Source organism: Rhodoblastus acidophilus, from assembly GCF_900187365.1.
Lineage (GTDB): Bacteria > Pseudomonadota > Alphaproteobacteria > Rhizobiales > Beijerinckiaceae > Rhodoblastus > Rhodoblastus acidophilus.
The window spans coordinates 1-18909 of sequence record NZ_FYDG01000011.1 but is presented as its reverse complement, the minus strand read 5'-3'; the positions used below and the strand labels follow the sequence as shown (position 1 = coordinate 18909).

Genomic DNA, 18909 nt, shown 5'->3' with positions numbered 1-18909 from the left:
CCATCGGACAAGCCCCCATCGCCGCCGCGGCCAGAGAATGGCCGCAACCCGACGCCGTCGCGTCCTGATCGCACGCTTGGCGCGTTGCGCATCGCATCCCTTGGCCCGCGATCCTTGGCCCGCGATCGGCCCGCAAACGCCCGACGCCTCGGATGAGGCGCCCTTCGGCTGCGACCGCCGAAACGAAAGATAACACACATGATGAATACAACGCAGATTTGCCGCCGCGCCCCCCGCAAGGCCGGCCATGAAAGCGCGCCGCACCTCTACGTGGTGGGGCAGTCCGTTCGGCTGAAGGGCGGTTTCGCGCAACGGACTCTGGCCAAGGGCGTTTACCACGTCACCCGCACGCTTCCGCTGCTGGGAGAGTTTCCGCAATACCGCATCCGCAACGATGACGAGACCCATGAGCGGCTGGCGTCACAGAATGAACTCGAAGCGGTGGACGCAAGGTCCGGCGGCGCCGATCTGATCGCCAGAACCTTCGGTCATGGCTGAAGCGCGGCAACGCCGCCATCGCGAGATCGAGAAGCCGGCGTCGCAGCAACCTGAACACACTGAGCTTCAAAGATTTCCCGGAAGGCGGCGACAATGCTGATTCGCTATGGCTACGAGATCACCCTGACCTGCGCGCAACCGACGCCGCTGGTGTGCCTGCTGTCGGTGCACGAGGAGCGCAGGGGCGACATTCGCGATCCCGAAAAAACATTCACGACTCCGATCACGCCGGTCTCGACCTACCGGGACCTCTACGGCAATCGCTGCCTGCGCCTCGTCGCGCCGCGGGGCGACCTGATGATCTGGGGCGACGCCACGCTCGAAGATGACGGCAGGCCGGACCCGGTCATCCCGGAGGCCCGGGAAACGCCCGTGCAGGACCTGCCGGTCGAGTGCCTCGTCTTTCTCATGGGCAGCCGTTATTGCGAGACGGACCGCCTCAGCCAGATCGCCTGGGACACATTCGGAAAGATTGCGCCCGGCTGGGGCCGCGTGCAGGCGGTCTGCGACTTCGTCCACGGCCACATCCATTTCGACTACATGCAGGCGCGCGCGACCCGCTCCGCGTGGGAGGTCTTTCACGAGCGCGTCGGAGTGTGCCGCGACTTCGCGCATCTGGCGGTCACGTTTTGCCGGTGCCTGAATATTCCAGCGCGCTATGTGAACGGCCATCTTGGCGACATCGGCGTTCCCGACGGAGGCCCGATGGATTTCAGCGCATGGATGGAGGTTTATCTCGACGGCGCCTGGCATACGTTCGATGCGCGCCTCAACGTTCCCAGGATCGGCCGGATCGTCGTCGCGCGCGGGCGCGACGCCGCCGATGTGCCGCTGATCAACTCATTCGGCCCGCATATCCTGAAAACCTTTCGGGTGTGGACCTATGCCTTGCAGGCGCCCGCATCGGGATTTCCGCCGCCGCCAACGCAAAGCGAAGGCGCTCTTTGAGCGAGCCCCTGCCCCGACTCGCGCGCGGGGCTTGATCGCAGACCGACGCAACATCGTCCTGACTCGCCTTGCGGTTTCAAAGACGCGGCCTCATGCTTTGATATGCCTCAAAGCGCATAAGCGCATTGAGGCGCACCGCTATTGCATGCAAGACGTCGTCGCTATCCTGTCGGCTCTGGCCGAGCCGACCCGCCTCGCGGCCATCAGCCTCCTGTGGGACGGCGACGAGCATTGCGTCTGCGAGCTGATGAAGAAAATCCCCGCCAGCCAATCGCGGATGTCGCGGCATATGTTGGCGCTGAAAGTCGCCGGGCTGGTGATCGACCGGCGCGACGCGCAATGGGTCCGCTACCGGCGCAATCCGAAATTGCCGCCCGAGGCCGTCGCCATCGTCGACGCTGTCGTGGCGGCGATGCCGCGATCCGAAGCGGAGGCGGCATGAGCGCCGAGCTTTCCAACGCATGGACCAAATCACGGTCGTCCGTCTATGTGGGCGCGACGCTCGGCGCCGTCGCGCTCTGGTTTGCCGTTTATTGGCAGTTGGAACGTGTCTCGGCTTGGGCGGCCGGATGGCTGCCCCTCCCTCTGAACAGTCGCATGGAAGAGGCGGCGCGCTTCCTTGTCTTCGAGACGCCGAAGGTGCTGATGCTGCTGACGCTGGTCGTCTTCGGCATGGGAATCGTGCGCAGCTTCTTTTCGCCGGAGCGCACCCGCGCCCTGCTCGCGGGCAGGCGCGAGGGGGTCGGCAATGTCGCTGCGGCGACGCTCGGCGTGTTTACGCCGTTCTGCTCCTGCTCCGCCGTGCCGCTGTTCGTCGGCTTCGTATCGGCCGGCCTGCCGCTGGGGGTGACCTTTTCCTTCCTGATCGCGGCGCCGATGGTGAACGAGGTCGCGCTCGGCCTGCTGTTCGCTTTGGTCGGCTGGAAGGTGGCGCTGGTCTATCTGGTTTTCGGCATGACGCTGGCGATCGTCTGCGGCTGGGTGATCGGGCGTTTGCGCCTGGAAGGCTGGCTGGAGGAATGGGTGCGCAATGTGCGCGCGGGCGAGAACGTCGTCATTCCCGACCATGCGACCGCCGCCGACCGCATTGGGGCGGGTCTTGAAGCTGTGCGCGACATCGTCGGCCGGGTCTGGATCTGGATCCTCGTCGGCATTGGCGTCGGCGCCTTCATCCACGGCTATGCGCCGACCGATCTGCTGGCCTCCATCATGGGCAAGGGCGCATGGTGGTCCGTGCCCGCGGTGGTGCTGCTGGGGGCGCCGATGTATTCCAACGCCGCCGGCATCATTCCAGTTGTCGAGGCCCTGCTGAGCAAAGGCGCGGCGCTTGGAACGACCCTCGCTTTCATGATGAGCGTCATCGCGCTTTCATTCCCCGAAATGGTCATCCTGCGCAAAGTGATGACCCTGCGTCTCATCGCGGTTTTCGTCGGCGTGGTCGCGCTCGGCATCCTGGCCGTCGGCTATCTCTTCAACGCCCTGTTCTCCTGAGAAAGGCCATCCGCCATGAAAACGATAAAAGTTCTCGGCCCCGGCTGCAAACGCTGCGAGGCCGCCGCCGACATGGTGCGCGCCGAGGCGCACAAGCTGGGCATTGCGATCGACCTTGAAAAAGTCAGCGACTACGCGGTCATCGCCGGGTTCGGCGTCGCCTCGACGCCAGGACTCGTGATCGACGGGAAGGTCGTGCATGCCGGCGGTCTGCCCAAGCCTGAAGATGTCGCCAAATGGCTGGCGGCCTGACGTCGAAACCGTCTTGCCTCTCATTCATGCTTCCAATAATCTGGATATATGGATGAAGCAAACGCATTAGCGGCCCTCTCGGCGCTCGCCCAGGCCACACGCCTGCAAACCTTGAAGCTGCTGGTCAGCCGCGAGCCAGATGGCGTTCCCGCCGGGGAGCTGGCCCGCCTGATCGGCGTGCCGCAGAACACGCTATCGGCGCATCTGTCGATCCTCGCCAACGCCAGCCTTGTCGCCGGGGAGCGCCGCAGCCGTTCGATCATCTATCGCGCCGACGTCGAGCGCCTGCGCCAACTCGTGCTCTTTCTGCTCAAGGATTGTTGCGGCGGCCGCGCCGAGCTCTGCGCGCCCCTGACCGACGAACTCATCCCGTGCTGTCCCGAACCGGCCCCTCGCGATGACTGACGGCATCAGCAACGCACTGTTCCGTTGCGCCAGCGCCCGCTCGCGCGAAATCCTCATCCTCTCCCTCCCACGCGGACCGTTTTCCACCGGTCTCGCCGGAGTTTTGTCATGTCCACGTTTGAACGCTATCTGACCCTGTGGGTCGCGCTCTGCATCGCCGCGGGCGTCGCGCTGGGCCATTACTTTCCCGGCGTCTTCCACGCCATAGGCGCCGCTGAAATCGCCAAGGTCAATCTGCCGGTCGCCGCGCTGATCTGGCTGATGATCGTGCCGATGCTTGTCAAAATCGATTTTTCCGCGCTGGCGCAGGTCGCCGAGCATTGGCGCGGCATTGGCGTGACGCTGTTCGTCAACTGGGCGGTCAAGCCATTCTCGATGGCGCTGCTGGGCTGGCTGTTCATCGGCGGGCTTTTCCGCGCCTGGCTGCCCGCCGACCAGATCGACAGCTACATCGCCGGCCTGATCCTGCTCGCCGCCGCGCCCTGCACGGCCATGGTGTTCGTCTGGAGCAACCTGTCAAACGGCGAGCCGCATTTCACGCTGAGTCAGGTCGCGCTCAACGATGTCGTCATGGTGTTCGCCTTCGCGCCCATCGTCGGCCTGCTGCTCGGCCTGTCGGCGATGACCGTGCCGTGGTCCACGCTGGTTCTCTCGGTCGTTCTCTACATCGTCACGCCGGTCGTCGCGGCGCAGTTTTTGCGCCGTTGGGTGCTGGCGTCCGGCGGCGAGGCGGCGCTCAAAACCCTGCTCGCCCGCTTGCAGCCGCTGTCGCTGGTCGCGCTGCTGACGACGCTGGTGCTGCTGTTCGGCTTCCAGGGCGAGCAGATCATCGCCCAGCCGGTGGTCATCCTGCTGCTCGCCGTCCCGATCCTGATTCAGGTCTATTTCAATGCGGGTCTCGCCTATCTGCTCAACCGCATGACCGGCGAAGCGCATTGCGTCGCCGCGCCTTCGGCCTTGATCGGCGCCAGCAACTTCTTCGAACTGGCGGTCGCCGCCGCCATCAGCCTGTTCGGCTTCAAATCCGGCGCCGCCCTCGCCACCGTGGTCGGCGTGCTGATCGAAGTCCCCGTCATGCTGACAGTGGTCAAGATCGCCAACGCCAGCCGCGGCTGGTACGAAGCCGGCGCCGCCGTTCGTCGACGCAAGCTCGCCGAACTACAGGCAGGCGACCATGCCTGAGGTCACCGACGTCGTCATCCACCACAACCCGGCTTGCGGCACGTCGCGCAACGTGTTGGCGATCATCGAGGCGGCCGGTTATCGGCCTGTCGTGATCGACTATCTCAAGACCGGCTGGACCAAGCCGCAATTGCTCGGCCTGTTCGCCGCCGCCGGCCTGACCCCGCGCACGGCGCTGCGAACGACGAAATCGCCGGCGCAGGAGCTCGGTCTGCTCGACCCTCAGGTTTCGGACGAGGCCCTGCTCGACGCCATGATCGCGCACCCTGTTTTGGTCAATCGCCCCATCGTCTGCACGGCCAAGGGCGTGCGGCTGTGCCGGCCGAGCGAACGAATCCTTGACTTGCTCGACCGGTTGCCGCCGGGCCCGCTCACCAAGGAGGACGGCCAGTTGATCATCGACGCAGAAGGAAACCGCATCGCCTGACGCGCCTCAATCTTAATGAGGCCTGCTTTCGCCAGATCGACGAGCGGGTCCTGTTCAAGCCGGCGCGCCCCGGGCACGCGCCGCAGATCCGGCTGCTCGATGGGTCCGCTCGCAAACGCTCCCTCAGCCGGCGCGGCAAATCGGCATCATCTTGGGGGCGGCTGCGGCATGCTCCTCGCCAGCCTGTTCCCGGTCCTGCGCGAACCGCGTCTGGCGGCCATGCTCAGCGGGCTGGAAACCACCGATAGCGTCATCGGCTCGGCATGGCGGCTTCTGAAGCAAACAGGTGCTGCGCGGAAAGCTCGGCAAACAGCCCCATGCGACACCTCCATGATTCGAGAGGCGGCGTCTCACCACCGACACGTCAAGAATCAATGCCAAGATTCTTTCCAATCGATCGCAAATTGTCGAGTGGCTGAAACGCGCCTTGGCCGTGGCCTTTTTTAAGCGTTCAGGAAATTCGATCCGAGATCGCGGTGCGGAGCGTGTTACGAAGCCTCAACCTTGCTTACGTATACCGCTTGACCCGTTGAAATTGTTGGTAGCGGAGGTGCGTTTACCGCAAATCCCCCAACAAATTACGGCCACGTGGATCGCTTGAGAACGCATGGGGAATATCGACGGTTCGAGCCCCCACAGAAGTGCCACGCGATTATATATTTCAAAGGTTTGGGTGAAGGTGCAGCTGCTTTATCCGTCATTGAAATGTAATTGCTTTTTCATGCCGCCGCCACACCTTTAACGCAGGGATACATCGCCGAGTCGTCGCATTTCGCTCGAATGGATCTTCGAAAACGAAGCTGAAATTGGAGGTGGCGTGCGCGGAGGAATCGAACCTATGAGTCATTTTGTCCAATTTCCATACATATCGACGCCTAAAAGGCGTGCCGAGAATAGCTATAATCAAACAACAAAGCCCTGAACACGGCGAAACGCCTCGCCCTGTTCGAGAGCTGCGCTGCGCCGGTCTCCGATGTCAATCAATACGTCGAGGAGGTTCAGCAGTCCCCGTGCGCGATTGACTTCAAGCGGATAGTCTGTCTCGGCAAGTCGTTGAATAACGGCTGCAAGCCGCGCGGGCAATAACGTTCCCACCCAACTTCCTTTTGCATACTCGATTGATTTTAAAGCTGCGCTGGTCTGTTCAATAAATGCATCGATAGGATAAAACGCCGCTGCGCGTTCACACAAGGTCAAAAAATTCATCATAATGAACGTTGACCAACCGGCAGCTGTAACGAGTTTCGTCACGAGAGGCATAATGATCGCGACATTACTCCAATCGCCATTGACGAACCGAGCCGCACCCGGACATTCCGTGTCGACGTTTACAAACAAAAGCGCCTTGATGAGATTCTCCATATTGTAGCCGTGAATTTCGCCCGCGCGGTAGCCGTTTGGCTTAAATGCTTCGTCATCGATCACCCGTTGCACAAAGTCGTCGAGAACTGACAGCGCATTTTCGGGAATGTCTTGGGCATCGAGGACGTGACGGGTAACGATGCTTTCCGCGAATGGCGCGAGTACGCGCAACGCCTCCTCCTCGTTGGCGGAAAACGGTTTAACGAAATTTTCCCGAACCCATTGGAGATCGAAAAATGGCAAGGCACGAGCAAGCATTGTGCCCAAGGTCCGGTTCCATTCGAAAAGATTCGTTTCTTTGTCTCGGCGTGTCTTTCCATCGTCCCAGGGCGGCATCAACCGCTCGGCGGTCCAGCGCGCCAGATCAACGAGAAGCGCCTTGATTCTTGGGCGGTAAACGTCTGAACGGCACCACTCCTCAAGCGGGAAGTGCATGAAGAGCTTGGCCGCATATTGACCGTCGAAGCAGCGCTCGGGGTTGCCCCAATAGTCCCCTCCGCATCTGAGTCGCTCCGAGTCCTTTACCCACGCAGGCGGTAGCAGCTTAAAACCGTTCTCGGCCTTTACACCTAGGGCATGCAATGCTTTCGTGAGAGCGGTTTTTCGCGCCTCTCGATCTGCTGTGTTGTCGCGCTCGAAAGCATCTTCATCCCGGATCAGGTCGATGTAGTGCGCAAGGTCGAATGCGAAGTGAGCGGCAACCCACTTCACGTGCGCGTCGGGGTCCATAAAGAGAGCCTGGAAAGCCATGATTTGCACATCCTCGTTCGGATGGCTCGCAAGTCGGGTCAGGCCAGCGGAGGAATCCGAGCGGGGCGCGTTGCTCTTACGGTCATGAAACAACGCGGAAATGAGGTGAAAAGAAGGGTGCCAGGGAATTTTCGATCCATAGGAATCGCTGGGTTCGCGCATTTTCAGAATGCGTTCCATTACGTTCCATGCCCAGGGCCGATCCTGTGAATCGCTTTCGCCAAATCGGATAACGCATGCCGCGATAGCCGAGACGCCGCTTTGAATCATGTGGGGGCCGACACCGGCGCGCTCATTGAATAGGTCGTCGTGGTCGTGCCCTTTGGCGAAGGCAATGGCGTTTGCCAACGTCCAACCCTCGGTAGGCTTACCCTCATTCAAGGATTTGAAGGCCCAAGTGAGCGCCCGCTGATGTTGCAACGACTCCGTCGCCTCGGAGGCTCGTTCTTGCATCGCGTTGGACGGCGGCTCCGGCGGTTCGTAGCCGATCGCGATTTGATTGCCTTCCATTTCATAGCGCCGGTAGTTCTCTATATTGCCAAGACCGGACCAGAACTCCGCTTGCTCCTTCAAATACGTCGTTCGTGCTGCGGAGTCGCGTTCTTCTTCGACGGTGTAAGGAAGGTTCTCGGGAAACGCCTCAAGCGCCTTCTTGAAGCGATCCCGCAAGCTCGTGTCACTGGTGATGGCAAAATGCATCGCGAGCACACGCACATCGTGTTTGCGATATTCTCGGCTTTCAAGAAATGCCTTCGCCGTGGCCTTGTCGCCTTTCAATTTCGTGAGGAAACCGAGCCCGAATAGATCAATGTCTTTGTGCGGCTCGTGGACGAATCGCGAAAAATCGTCTTCCCAGAGGCGTTGGCACGTGACAATCGGTAGCGTGATTTCCGAGACCTCGAACGTCTCGATGGCAAGACGCAAACAAAGCCCTAGCGATGCGTAACATTCGCTGCCTTCGAGGATCTGCTTGATCACGTCGCTCGTCGAGCGCCCTTTCTCGATCTCTTTGAATGCCCAATAAGCGAGCGAAAGATAGGCGCACCGGAGCAGTTCGGAGCCCAACATCCCAAGCCCCCAGCCAAATACATGCCAATCCCCCCAAAACTGCTGCCGGCCCCAGGGAAACTCCAGCACGACGGGGATCGGCGTGCCGCATTCGCGGCGGCGGAACTCTTGGATTTGACGCCAGCCGGTGGTCGCATGGTTTGTCAGCTTGGTGATGAGGCGAAGTCCGACGCTCGGGCTTTTCGCAAGCAGGCTGGCGAAAGGTTCGTGCAGCGCTGAGGGAGGGTGGAAGTAGTGGTTATGGTCTTCGAGGCCAATATCATCCCATCTGAAATTAGAACAGCTTGTCGGAAAGTGCGGTGACGATAGCGTCATGCTTTGCTTGCGTGTGCGCTTTTCCTCCGGGATCGCCCTGATCTTTTTGCGCAATTCAACTTGTTCCGCTTCTTCGCGACGACGGCGATCGTACGCATCCTGCGGCAGCTCGTGCATAATTTTCGCCTCAACGGCCTTTTCAACGGCCTCCGGCGCTACTTCTGCCATGATTGGCGTGAAGCCCATGAGTTCCTCGAACGCCGACTGCAACCTCTGTTTGTCGCGAGTAGTTCGCTCAAAAAGAGCGATCGCAAATTCGGTATAACTCCAGGCTGAGCGGAGAATGAGACTTCGCAAGCCCGTCGCAAGACTCTTTTGCGCTTCGCGGCCGAGCACATCCCATTTTCCGCGTGCTCGCGGATAGGTCTCCGTGTGAATTTCTGCTTCGAGGTCAATTAGCCATGAGCTGCATGTGGCTAGAATGCACTTCGAACGATTGTTCTTGAAATCCGCGAGAGCGTTCTGCCACACGCTAAAGACTTCGATCGCCTGCGGAACAAGACGCGCCGGTAGCGTCGTCTGGCGCTCGATAATCCAGTCGATCAGGCGGCCCCATGCCACTCCGTCGGACGGCCAACCGAAGAGATCAGCCATTTGAACAGGGTCTACGCCTTCGATCTTGATGGCGCTTCGCATGATGATGGGACTTGGCACGGTATGCTGCGCCTGGAACCACACCAGCAATTTTTCACAAAGCGCAAAGTCATTTGCCTCGACGCGTTGCGAGAATTCGTCAATGGCGTTCTTGAACGCGTTCGTAAAAGGCGGGGCTGTGAGCCATTCGCGCCGCCATTGGGCGCGAAGAGCGGGATTCTCAAGCATAGCATAGCCGGCTGTCCATCGGCCCGTCTCCGTAAGCGCGTCTTGCGCAAGCAGACCCACCACGCGACCAAGCAAAGGTGGTTCGCCCGCGGCGGCAAGCGCGGAAGGCCATTGGTCACCCAGATCGACAAGCAGGCGGAAGAAAGCCCATTCAAAAAATATGTCATGGCTAAAGGACACTATGGCGCCGCCGCGCTCCATGCGTAGAATGTGGTCGGCCTGAAGCGCGACCAGATGTTCGACGGTCTCCGGCTTGAGGTATCGGACAGAGATGCCATTGCCGAGATTACGTACGCTCTGTTCGGCGAGATCGATGAGCGCGCGCTGACGTTGCGGCACTGATTCTGGCATCGCATCGTGCCCGGCGCGCAGCCACCACGCGTCGATCAAATCGACTTCGGTTTGTGGCTCGGCCTCTTGCGGAAGGGCCTTGGCGAGAACCGACGCAAAAAATGGGCGGCGGGCGATCTGTTCCACGGCTGGGCTGGGACTGCAGAGAAGCCTGCGGAGGTGAGGCTTCGATTTGGCAAGGAGTTCCGCCTCATCCTCGGAGAACTCCTTTACCGAAACGCTACCCATTCCCTCTTCGGAATAGAAGGACCGAGGAAACCAAGCCCGGTAGGCTTCAAGACCTTGGTCGCGCGAGCTGGCGAGAACTTTCCAGGATTGGAGACTAGGGTCGGACTCGATGGCGCGGATCAGATCGGTGATGATATGTTGTTGATCTGGTCGGATACGGTCGATCCCATCGATGAATAGAATGGGCGTACCTGAAGCGCCGATTTCAGCGAGAAGATCGGGCGCATGGCTGTGGCGCAGACCGAGGGCTGTCGCGAATGTTGTCCAACTCGTTCCTTGCAGCCGGTCGTTCTTGAGGAAGAAGATCGGTCCTGACTTCGCCGCGTTGGCAGCAAAGCGCTTTAGCACCGCCGACTTGCCACATCCCGGCAAGCCGCCGATGGAAACGACGCGATGCTTATGGAGCATCTGAGCGACTTCGGCCTGCAAACCGTCGCGCGCGACATGAAAATCATCGACAGTTTCGGAAACGTCGTTGAGCGCATCGATCGATGCCGCGTTCAGCCGATCGATGTCGTGGCTGAAGTTGGGCGCCACTTTGAGGCGCACCGAGCCATGCAGTTGAGCAAGCAAGGACAAACGCGTCCATTTTGCTGCGTTTGCCGCGCCGGCGCGCGCGATGCGGCAGAGGCGGTCAAAAAGAAGGAAATCCTGGCCGTCCACGTTATCTGCAACGAGTTCTTGTAGGCTATTGACTATTTCGGCGCGTAGCGCCCCGCCGTCTTCCAGGCCGGCCAGATGGAGGGCGGCAAAACTCCGATAGAAACTGACTTCCTCATCCAGATTTGCCGCGCCGGTAAGGGACAGCATGCTTTTTCGCAATTTCCTATCATCAGCTCCCGCCGTGCCAGTTGGCGCAAAGTACTCTTCGAAGTCTTTGGCGTCAGGACTCGCATTTGCCTTGCTGATCAACCGCGAAAGGCATCGGAATGTCGTATCGCTAACGTGCTCAACGACAAACCCACTCGCGTCCCAACCTCTAACGAAGGCGTTGGACGCTTGCGTCTTCATGGCGGCCGCGACGATATCCTTAAATTGCTTGTCAGCGCCGCTAATCGTAAGGGAGCGTTTGACCTGAAGATCGAGCGACTTATGCATCCCGGCATCGTCGAGCCCGACGATGACATCATCCATCGGATGGCCGTGACCTTGCCGTTGAACGGCGACGCTGATGACGATTCCATGCCGCCCCGCCGCGCGCTCGTGCCTTAGCAGCTTCGCGAGGTAATAGGCGACGACAGTGTCTTCGTATGTGAAACCTGCACCGCCGGTCAGTTCGGTGGAGGCTGGAGTCGGATCAAGTGTATCGGTCAAGGCGTCCCGCCGGGAAATGTCGGTTGGAAACTCTTTTTTGAGCACGCGAGCAGTATGCGCGCACTGGCCAATCCCTTAGCTGCCATATGGAAACGGGCAAGGGAATCATGAGCCTCATTCTTCAACCATAACCTACCACGCAACTGGAAGACGTAAGTGAGTTCGAACTACGAAAGGACGGAGGTCCGCTTCGCGTCTAGACGAGTCGTCCGCGGCCAGTGTTGGGGAAGGTCTCCTTCGAGCCGTTCAGTGCCGAAGACCTTGCGCACCGGCAATCAGCCAGGGCCCAGCTTGTATCGACGCGATCGGCGGAAGCGGGCACTTCCAGAATCAGGCAGTTTAGCTCCGCACGCGGTCCCGCGCCGCTCGGCGGACAAAAAATATTTTCGAAAATCATGATTTTTCTTGAGGTCTAGCTGGTACCGCTACAGCGACCCCGATTTTCGAATAACATGGTTCGCTAGTTTTAGAGTTCTATACAAAGCTGCTTTTTAAGGGCTGCCCGAGAGCCGCGGTGAATCTTTGCGCCTCCTTGGCGAGGTTTTCATAATTTTTGATGAGTTGCCGAACGCAAAGCTCACAGGCAAATGCTGCTTCGGAAAAGCTCAAAAGTTCCTGGGGGGAGCTGACGTGGAGAACGGTGTTTTCCCTTAAAGTGAAATGCGCTGCTGCGTCGCGATAGCGCCGCGTGAGAAAATTGTCTTTAAAATGCTGGATGGACTTTCCAATGTAAGGGCGAATTTCATGGCTCAGGTCTCTGTGGTTCGGTACTATGTCAGCCAAAGCTGTCAGTTTAAAACCGAATTTTTTTGCACGTTTAATTTGTTTAGATTTTAGGGTGTTGATGCCTTCCATTATTTTATAGTAGCAAAGAAGCTGGTAGTAGGCGCTATCGGAGTTTCTAGCCTCCCTAAATAGAGCATAAATCGGCCGTAATTCATTAAAAACTTCAATTTCAGCGTCAATTAAGAATGATGGCCGGAATGGAGATATGATGTCTATGTATTGAGCGTCATTCTTGTTGTCCTTTATTCGTATTTTTGAAATGCGGATTGGCGTATTTTTTATGTATGATATATAATCTATAAACGATCCGATTAAATCAATAAATATAAATTTTGCCTCCATATTGTTTTGTGCCATCAAATTCATAGAGATCATAGACAATTCGCCGGCGCTGTTTTTGTAAACGCGAAATGTATAACCCGCTAATTCGACCTGGAGAAACTCTTTGCTCGGCTCAATCAGCACATATGAGGTGCCGTCGTTAGCCGTAAAGTTCCCGTTAGCGTCGCCGGGAGCCGCGGCGCTCGTGGCGAGGAGAGCTGATACTGTAAAGCTGCGCACCGTTTGGTCGTCTCGTCGCTCGTCGCTATTCCGAGTTTCATTCTTCCGAATTGCAAGAATGGAGAGAGTGCCGCGCAAGCCGGGTGCGCGTAGTTTTTCCAAATCGATTTGCATCGAATTAGTCGTGCTTGTTCCCAAAAATCGCGTGTTGCCATCAGTCATCGCGGTATCCTTGCTTATTTTTAATTGTCGCTGACGCTCGAGCGCGGCCAACGTTTCGGCCCCAGCAGAGGCTGGCCGGCACCCTTTGATTGATGTGTCACTTACATTGAGACGTCTGCGACGGAAAGCCATCGCAGTGTGACGCAGTCAGGCGCCATCGGCGGCTTGCCCGGCGGGTTGGCTCTAACCCGCCAAACAGCTCAAGGAGGAGCAAAATGGCTTATTACGTCGGCATTCTCGACGGCGCCTCGGACACTTGGGGCGTGCGTATCGCCGACATTGACTGGTGTGTCGGCGCTGGCGAAACGCCAGAAGCCGCCCTTGCGGATGCGACCGCCGCTTTGCGCGACGTCATCGCATATAAAAGAAGTGGCGGGCAACCCTAACGAGCCAAAGCTGGGGGACACATTTTCGAAATGCTACGCAGGCATGCCGTCAGGGGTTGTGCATTATTTTGCACGGACCGCCTTGGCGCGAACTGAACGCGCGTGCATATATATGCACTAAACGAGCGCGTGACATGCCGAAGCCAGAAACCAACACCCGCAAAATTATCGCCCGGCTTGAGGCTGAAGGCTGGTACAATGTCGGCGGCGGAGGCCACGATCGTTATGTTCATAACGATCGGCCGGGCGTCATGATCCCGGTTCCCCGCCATCGCGAACTGACGCCCGGAACGGCGCGCTCGATAGCCAAGGCGGCGGGTTGGTTCTGATCCGCCAACAGCTCAAGGAGAGGAGCAAAATGGCCTATTACGTCGGCATTCTCGATGGTGCCTCAGACGCTTGGGGAGTGCGTATCGCCGACATTGACGGGTGCGTCGGCGCTGGCGATACGCCAGAAACCGCCCTTGCGGATGCGACCGCCGCTCTGCGCGACGTCATCGCATATAAAAGAAGCGGGGGCCATCCAGTGCCCCCGCCCTCGTCGGTTGCGGAGGTCCTCGCCCGCGGGGAAATAGGCCCGGGCGAAACGGCCGTGCTTGTCCCGCTGATCCTTGACGCCGGCCGGAGCGTCCGCGCCAATCTAACCATGGACGCCGGATTGCTGGAAGCCATCGACGAAGCTGCAAGCAGAAGCGGGGTTACACGTTCGGCCTTCATCGCGAGCGCGGCGCGAGAGAAATTGGCTCGCGTCTGATCGGCGACCTGGCCGCCACGCCGGCCGGGGCGCGCAATGTCAGGTTAGCCAGCCCGGGCGCGGGATAGGCGCGCCAGGCCGGCGTTACGCTCCCTGGGCGCAGGCCAATGGCGCATTGCCCGCCCATGCTGCCGTCAAGGGCCAGAGACGATAAGTTCTTTAACCGCCTTCGCTTCGTCCGCGCCGCCGGCCTGATATGTCAAATCGACGCTTTCGAGCCGAAAAGCAGCATAGATCTCGCGCGTCTGCGGCAGGTCGTTAATCGTCAAGATGAAGTTGCCTTTCAAGCCGCCAAGGGCCTCGGCCATTTCCGCATGGCTCGCCTGAGAAAAGAGCCCCGCTCCATAATAGCGCTCTGTCCCAAAGTATGGCGGGTCACAAAAAAACAGCGCGCCGGGCCGATCCCACCGCGCGATGAAATCGCGCCAGTCGAGGCATTCTATTGTCACACCCGCAAGTCGATCATGGATCGCCTCGAGGAGCACGCCGAGCTTGGTCGTATCAAACCGCGCAGGGCCGGTGAGAGAATAGCCGAAGGTTCGGCCGGAAACCTTACCGCCAAAAGACAAGCGCTGCAGGTAGAGAAACCGCGCAGCACGTTCAAGATCGGTCAGCGTCGTCGGGTCTTGTGACAGCAGCCGATCAAATTCGGCCCTCGACGTGAGCCGCCATTTTAGCATGTCAAAGAAAGGCTCGTAATGGCGTTGCAGGATCCGGAAGAAATTGGCCACGTCCTGAGAGCGATCGTTAATTACCTCGACATCAGGCGCGCGGACCCGTCGCAAAAAGACTCCACCCATCCCAACGAAAGGTTCGGCATAAAGATCATGTGGAGTCTGATCGATCAACCGAGATAGCCGTTCCGCCAGCTGTTTTTTCCCTCCGATATAACCTGCCGCCGGGCGCGCCGGTCTGACAACGCGTAGCCGAGATTGGCTGTCTCCAAGGTCCATTTCAGATTGCATGTTTTCTTATAACCAGGATTCTGGCACCCTGCGCGAGCCGTCGACGGCGGCGGGGGAGCGTTATCCTTGGTGGCGCTGCGCGGGTTGGTCGCCAAACTGTGCCCGCGTCCGGCTTCCGGCCCCCGCTTTCTGAGGGAGCCGGCGGATATTCAGTCAATTTTCTCCACGAGCGCGCCATGATCGCGCGGGCTCGTCTCGACGCACGGCGAGCAAGCGCCAGCGCGTAAGGCTTTCTCGATCGCTCGAAGCCGGCGTTTCTATTCGGTCTTTTTGATCGCCGTCGCCATTTATTGCCCCGCCGCCCTGGCTCGCAGCGCGTCCAGTGCTTTGCGGAGCGAGATCGTCTCGCCGCGCCAGTGGTCGACATCAGCGCGCAGCTCTGTGATTCGGTTTTCGTAGAACTCTTTCAGATCATCGATCATCTTGCCGTAGCTATCGATCAGTGCTCGCGTCTTTTCATCGAAGGCATCCTCGAGGAGCTTCCGTGCTTCGGCTCGCTGTTTTTCCGCTGCAGCGTGACCGCCAAAAAGGTGGTCCCAGAATTTTCCCAGGAATCCCGCGAGCACCGTCGTCGCCATTCCAATGATCGCCGTCTCGCTCTGCCCCAAGCCGCCGCCCGCATCCGCCATGGCTCAATTCCTTCGCCCAGGAGCCGCCGCCCGGGTCGTTCAGTGTGAAAAGCCGGGGCGGCGCGCCCCGGCCATAATGATTCCGCGCGATCAGCTCGCAGCCGTCGCCGGCGGGTTGACGGCGGCTTCCAGCGTGGCGGCCGTCGCGGTCAGCTCTTGGGCGATGCTTTCGATCTTCGTGGGATCGTTCGCAGCGACGGCGCTGGCGAGCGCGGCGCTCTGCGACTGGATTTTGGCGACGGCGTCGGACACCGCCTTCTGGATCGCTTCATAGGCGGTTTCGAGGTCTTCGATGGCGGACATGATTTTTCCTTCGCGCCGGCGCGGTGAATCACCTCGCGTCGCCGGCCGGCGAGCGACGCAAGGAACCGGTGATGAGGAAGGGCGCGGTTACCGCACCGCCTTCTTGGCGATGGTCGCCAAGGTGGCCCAAGATGACCAGCGCGCCGAGCTGCACATGGTCCGGCGCGACAGGCGCGGCGGCGGTCGTCGCAGCGCCGGCCGTCATGGAAGCCGCAGCGCTCTTGGCTTTCGCTTTGGCTTTCGCCGTCTCCTCCGCCGCGCGAGCCGTCAGCGCGCCCTTGAGATCGGCGAGCGCGTGCTTCGCCCGGGCCAGATAGGCCTTGCGGCTGGCGAGCCCGTTCAGGCCGCCATTGACCTTGCGCGTGACGCCTTCGATACTGTCATGGTCGGCGTAGTCGTTGATCCGCCGCGCGCGCCAATATGCGGCGGCGACGAGCGCGGCAGCTGGGAATGTGGCGGCACGCGCGGGATCGCTTTCGAGGTTAAGCCCCAGCATCGCCCCGAAGCTGCGATAGTTCGCGCGGCCGGTGAGCTGGATCAGGCCGCGCCCCTTGTAGCGAACGCCATCGCCGGGCTCCTCGTTGCCGAGATCGCGGCGACCTTCGTAGGCGCGGCCCGACGCATATTCGACTGTCGTCTGGAAGCCGTCGGACTCGTGGGCGCATTGGGCGAGAAAATGCCCCTGGCGCAGCTGCGTCGCGAGATCGGCGCGGTTGATGCAATCGAGAAAGGCATTGGCGAGGCCGGCGATGATCGCCGGCCTCGCGTGCGGTTCGATGGCGAGCAAAATTTTGGACACGTCAGCCATCGGCTGGTCCTTTCAGGTCGTGGAGAAGATGTTGATTGAGGAGCGGGCGCTTAACTCGACGCCTTACGGCTGTCTGAGCCGGCGTCGCCGCTTGGCTGCTTGAGCGTCATTTCCGTGTCGTAGCCGCCGCCGCGCGTGTAAGTGTGCGCCGCCTCGGTGATGCGGTACGACCCATTGATGCCGGCGCGGACGCCCGAAACGACGCATGTCGCCTGCGAACGTGCGGCTGGCTCACCGATGATCATGACAGTTCCGCCGCCCTTCTCGCGGTCGGCCTCGTCCTTGTTCGAACTGGCGAGCTGCTTGGCGTGATCCTTGTCGGTCGCCTTGAACCGATGCGTAAGGTCCGCCAGCGCGTCGCCGCCGCTGGTGACCTTCTCCGTGACCCATCGCGCCTTCTTGATGTCGTACCAGCGCGCCGAGAACTGCTGATAGGCCATGCGGTTGAAACAGGGCGTGAGGTCCCAGTTGATAATGTTGCCAGGCCGCGTGGCGTAAACGGTCGCCAGCGCCGCGCCCGAGGCCGCATTGGCGCCGCCGCGCGGCACAAACACCGCCTTGCCGCCCTGCACCTTGAACGTCGCGCCAATCTCGCGGGCGATGCGCGCGCCCCAGGCGTGGAACGACTCGTTGGCCATCTCCCAATAATCGCGCGAGATCGCCGACAGCGCGGAATGGACCTGCACGGAATAGCCGATCTTCTTGCCCCATTCCTTGGCGACATCGCCAAACTTCGCCTTGTCCTTGTGGCGGCTCTGCGGCTCCTTGCCCTTCCCTTTCGGATCGGCGCTCTTGGCGTTCAGCGACAGCGTCATGCCGCCGCCGCGCGAGCCCCGGCTATGCGGCTCGTCTGTCTTGCCCTCGAAGGTGATGCAGCCGCCGCCTTTCCAGCCGATCTCCGCATTGACCATCGCCCCGGTGCGCGGCAGGATGATCTGGCCGTTGCGATCATCCATCTCAAGATCGAGGCTGTCGCTTTTGCCGCCCTCGGTATCGCGGATCGTCATCGACAGCAGGTAGGGCGCGAAATTCGCCGTGACCGGCCTGCCATCGATCGAGATGAGATAATAGGCGCCGCGCGAGACGTCAGTCATAGAGCGACACCGTCCTGGTCGCGGTCTCCTGCTGTGCCGCCGGGACGGTCACGAGCACTTTCGTGCCGCGCGGCGGGCAGACGCCGAGCCCGGCCAGATGTGGATTCGCGACCAGCGTCTGTTCGACCAGCCCGACGACGTCGCGGCCATAGCGCCGCCAGAGCAGCAGATCGAGCGGCGTGGAGCCGTTGAAGGTCAGGATTTCGGTGGCCATGGCTGCCTCACCGGAACAAGGACATCAGCGTCGAGAGGATCGATCCGGCGCTGGCGCCGACGGGGGATCGCGTGAGGCTGATCGACACGTCGATCTGCCGTCCGATTCCTTCCCGCGTCAGGAAGGCGTCGGTCTCCTTGACCTTGTCGATCAGAAACCAGCCACGATTCAGTCCGTCGCCACGCACGAGGATCTGCGGCTGACCGCTGGCGCGCATGCCGTCCAGCACCGACAGTCCGGAGAGGCCGCCGAAGCGATGCGGGAACAGCCTGCATTCCAGCGTGATCGTTTCATCCGCCTCGCCCATCGGCTCGCGCGGCTTCATGCCGCCGACGACGTCCTTGGCCGCGAAGTCGAACCCGGCTTCGCGCTCGACTTCATGCGTGTTGAATGGCGCCACGTCCAGCGTGAGCGCGCCAAGCTGATAGAGCACGGGCCTATTCCCCCTGCGGACCTGTCGTGAAGGAGTTGCGGTGGAGCGAGCCGAACGAGGGGGCCTCGCCCGCGCCCGGCGAAGCTGCGACGGCGGAGAGCTTTCTCAATTCGGCGCGCGCCTTACGCGCCTTGATGATCAGAGCATCGAGAGCCGCCCTCGCCAAATCCACCGATCGGCTTACCGGAGGCTCGCTCCAGGAACAGGCAGACCGTCTTCGCCGCGATCTCGACGGGGGCGTCCGGTTGCATCTTGATGACGACATCGGCGCCAAAACGGGCGCGAAGCGCCTGGGTCGCGATGATGAGGAGAGCGAGGCCGGGGAGACCCATTTTCAGGCCTTGAGGATCGAACAAACAATGCGGCCAAGCCCGTCCGGCTCGACGCTCTTGATGGAATAG

Annotated in this window: 21 protein-coding genes; 11 read left to right on the top strand and 10 right to left on the bottom strand. The window is 60.4% G+C overall.

What is annotated here, in order from left to right:
* The first annotated feature begins 198 nt into the window (after positions 1-198).
* The 8 genes from CFB24_RS16750 (at position 199) to arsC (ending at position 5203) form a co-directional block, all read left to right on the top strand.
* Positions 199-498, top strand: a complete 300-nt coding sequence (locus CFB24_RS16750; RefSeq protein WP_244593240.1) for a hypothetical protein — start codon at positions 199-201, stop codon at positions 496-498.
* A 93-nt stretch (positions 499-591) separates the two neighbouring features.
* Positions 592-1446 (top strand): transglutaminase-like domain-containing protein, encoded by an 855-nt coding sequence (locus CFB24_RS16745; RefSeq protein ID WP_088521792.1) that lies wholly within the window; start codon positions 592-594, stop codon positions 1444-1446.
* 145 nt (positions 1447-1591) lie between these two features.
* Positions 1592-1888, top strand: a complete 297-nt coding sequence (locus CFB24_RS16740) for an ArsR/SmtB family transcription factor (RefSeq protein WP_088521861.1) — start codon at positions 1592-1594, stop codon at positions 1886-1888.
* The gene (locus CFB24_RS16735; RefSeq protein ID WP_088521791.1) at positions 1885-2937 is read left to right on the top strand and encodes a permease; all 1053 of its coding nucleotides are present in this window, start codon (positions 1885-1887) and stop codon (positions 2935-2937) included. The genes CFB24_RS16740 and CFB24_RS16735 overlap by 4 nt, the downstream gene beginning before the upstream one ends.
* A 15-nt stretch (positions 2938-2952) precedes the next feature.
* Entirely contained in the window at positions 2953-3189 is a 237-nt protein-coding gene (locus tag CFB24_RS16730) for a thioredoxin family protein (protein WP_088521790.1), read from the top strand.
* Between the two features lie 48 nt (positions 3190-3237).
* A complete protein-coding gene (locus tag CFB24_RS16725; RefSeq protein WP_088521789.1) occupies positions 3238-3594 on the top strand; it encodes an ArsR/SmtB family transcription factor in 357 nt (118 codons plus the stop codon).
* Between the two features lie 108 nt (positions 3595-3702).
* Positions 3703-4776: an ACR3 family arsenite efflux transporter gene (gene arsB / locus CFB24_RS16720; RefSeq protein ID WP_088521788.1), complete on the top strand. Its 1074-nt coding sequence runs from the start codon at positions 3703-3705 to the stop codon at positions 4774-4776.
* A complete protein-coding gene (gene arsC, locus CFB24_RS16715; protein ID WP_088521787.1) occupies positions 4769-5203 on the top strand; it encodes an arsenate reductase (glutaredoxin) in 435 nt (144 codons plus the stop codon). The genes arsB and arsC overlap by 8 nt, the downstream gene beginning before the upstream one ends.
* 903 nt (positions 5204-6106) lie before the next feature.
* On the opposite strand, the gene CFB24_RS16710 is transcribed toward arsC, so the two are convergent.
* Entirely contained in the window at positions 6107-11413 is a 5307-nt protein-coding gene (locus CFB24_RS16710) for an NACHT domain-containing protein (RefSeq protein WP_088521860.1), read from the bottom strand.
* A gap of 474 nt (positions 11414-11887) precedes the next feature.
* A complete protein-coding gene (mauJ, locus tag CFB24_RS16705; RefSeq protein WP_141098475.1) occupies positions 11888-12922 on the bottom strand; it encodes a methylamine utilization protein MauJ in 1035 nt (344 codons plus the stop codon).
* A 215-nt stretch (positions 12923-13137) separates the two neighbouring features.
* Here mauJ and CFB24_RS23150 point away from each other — a divergent pair, with 215 nt between their 5' ends.
* From CFB24_RS23150 to CFB24_RS16695, 3 genes are all read left to right on the top strand, one after another.
* The gene (locus tag CFB24_RS23150) at positions 13138-13308 is read left to right on the top strand and encodes a hypothetical protein (protein ID WP_158255248.1); all 171 of its coding nucleotides are present in this window, start codon (positions 13138-13140) and stop codon (positions 13306-13308) included.
* Between the two features lie 134 nt (positions 13309-13442).
* Entirely contained in the window at positions 13443-13637 is a 195-nt protein-coding gene (locus CFB24_RS16700; protein WP_088521785.1) for a type II toxin-antitoxin system HicA family toxin, read from the top strand.
* A gap of 29 nt (positions 13638-13666) precedes the next feature.
* A complete protein-coding gene (locus CFB24_RS16695) occupies positions 13667-14062 on the top strand; it encodes a type II toxin-antitoxin system HicB family antitoxin (RefSeq protein WP_088521784.1) in 396 nt (131 codons plus the stop codon).
* A gap of 134 nt (positions 14063-14196) precedes the next feature.
* Here CFB24_RS16695 and CFB24_RS16690 read toward each other — a convergent pair whose 3' ends face one another.
* From CFB24_RS16690 to CFB24_RS23415, 8 genes are all read right to left on the bottom strand, one after another.
* Positions 14197-15027, bottom strand: a complete 831-nt coding sequence (locus tag CFB24_RS16690; protein ID WP_244593242.1) for a DNA adenine methylase — start codon at positions 15025-15027, stop codon at positions 14197-14199.
* 287 nt (positions 15028-15314) lie between these two features.
* On the bottom strand, positions 15315-15656 hold the full coding sequence (locus tag CFB24_RS16685) for a hypothetical protein (protein WP_088521782.1): 342 nt from the start codon (positions 15654-15656) through the stop codon (positions 15315-15317).
* A gap of 90 nt (positions 15657-15746) precedes the next feature.
* Positions 15747-15959 carry a hypothetical protein gene (locus CFB24_RS16680; RefSeq protein ID WP_088521781.1) on the bottom strand — a complete coding sequence of 71 codons (213 nt, stop codon included), beginning with the start codon at positions 15957-15959 and terminating at the stop codon, positions 15747-15749.
* Between the two features lie 28 nt (positions 15960-15987).
* Positions 15988-16767, bottom strand: a complete 780-nt coding sequence (locus CFB24_RS16675; protein ID WP_088521780.1) for a glycoside hydrolase family 19 protein — start codon at positions 16765-16767, stop codon at positions 15988-15990.
* 50 nt (positions 16768-16817) lie between these two features.
* Positions 16818-17861, bottom strand: coding sequence for a phage late control D family protein (locus tag CFB24_RS16670; protein WP_088521779.1), 1044 nt, complete (start codon positions 17859-17861; stop codon positions 16818-16820).
* Entirely contained in the window at positions 17854-18075 is a 222-nt protein-coding gene (locus CFB24_RS16665) for a tail protein X (RefSeq protein WP_088521778.1), read from the bottom strand. The genes CFB24_RS16670 and CFB24_RS16665 overlap by 8 nt, the downstream gene beginning before the upstream one ends.
* 7 nt (positions 18076-18082) lie before the next feature.
* Positions 18083-18508, bottom strand: a complete 426-nt coding sequence (locus CFB24_RS16660) for a phage tail protein (protein ID WP_088521777.1) — start codon at positions 18506-18508, stop codon at positions 18083-18085.
* A 122-nt stretch (positions 18509-18630) separates the two neighbouring features.
* On the bottom strand, positions 18631-18909 hold a 279-nt coding region (locus tag CFB24_RS23415), incomplete at its 5' end, for a hypothetical protein (protein ID WP_210190744.1).

Excerpts from the sequence above, each read along its gene's own strand:
- CFB24_RS16750 (WP_244593240.1), top strand. The coding sequence starts at position 199 with ATGATGAATACAACGCAGATTTGCCGCCGCGCCCCCCGCAAGGCCGGC.
- CFB24_RS16745 (WP_088521792.1), top strand. The coding sequence starts at position 592 with ATGCTGATTCGCTATGGCTACGAGATCACCCTGACCTGCGCGCAACCG.
- CFB24_RS16740 (WP_088521861.1), top strand. The coding sequence starts at position 1,592 with ATGCAAGACGTCGTCGCTATCCTGTCGGCTCTGGCCGAGCCGACCCGC.
- CFB24_RS16735 (WP_088521791.1), top strand. The coding sequence starts at position 1,885 with ATGAGCGCCGAGCTTTCCAACGCATGGACCAAATCACGGTCGTCCGTC.
- CFB24_RS16730 (WP_088521790.1), top strand. The coding sequence starts at position 2,953 with ATGAAAACGATAAAAGTTCTCGGCCCCGGCTGCAAACGCTGCGAGGCC.
- CFB24_RS16725 (WP_088521789.1), top strand. The coding sequence starts at position 3,238 with ATGGATGAAGCAAACGCATTAGCGGCCCTCTCGGCGCTCGCCCAGGCC.
- arsB (WP_088521788.1), top strand. The coding sequence starts at position 3,703 with ATGTCCACGTTTGAACGCTATCTGACCCTGTGGGTCGCGCTCTGCATC.
- arsC (WP_088521787.1), top strand. The coding sequence starts at position 4,769 with ATGCCTGAGGTCACCGACGTCGTCATCCACCACAACCCGGCTTGCGGC.
- mauJ (WP_141098475.1), bottom strand. The coding sequence starts at position 12,922 with ATGACTGATGGCAACACGCGATTTTTGGGAACAAGCACGACTAATTCG.
- CFB24_RS23150 (WP_158255248.1), top strand. The coding sequence starts at position 13,138 with ATGGCTTATTACGTCGGCATTCTCGACGGCGCCTCGGACACTTGGGGC.
- CFB24_RS16700 (WP_088521785.1), top strand. The coding sequence starts at position 13,443 with ATGCCGAAGCCAGAAACCAACACCCGCAAAATTATCGCCCGGCTTGAG.
- CFB24_RS16695 (WP_088521784.1), top strand. The coding sequence starts at position 13,667 with ATGGCCTATTACGTCGGCATTCTCGATGGTGCCTCAGACGCTTGGGGA.
- CFB24_RS16690 (WP_244593242.1), bottom strand. The coding sequence starts at position 15,027 with ATGCAATCTGAAATGGACCTTGGAGACAGCCAATCTCGGCTACGCGTT.
- CFB24_RS16685 (WP_088521782.1), bottom strand. The coding sequence starts at position 15,656 with ATGGCGGATGCGGGCGGCGGCTTGGGGCAGAGCGAGACGGCGATCATT.
- CFB24_RS16680 (WP_088521781.1), bottom strand. The coding sequence starts at position 15,959 with ATGTCCGCCATCGAAGACCTCGAAACCGCCTATGAAGCGATCCAGAAG.
- CFB24_RS16675 (WP_088521780.1), bottom strand. The coding sequence starts at position 16,767 with ATGGCTGACGTGTCCAAAATTTTGCTCGCCATCGAACCGCACGCGAGG.
- CFB24_RS16670 (WP_088521779.1), bottom strand. The coding sequence starts at position 17,861 with ATGACTGACGTCTCGCGCGGCGCCTATTATCTCATCTCGATCGATGGC.
- CFB24_RS16665 (WP_088521778.1), bottom strand. The coding sequence starts at position 18,075 with ATGGCCACCGAAATCCTGACCTTCAACGGCTCCACGCCGCTCGATCTG.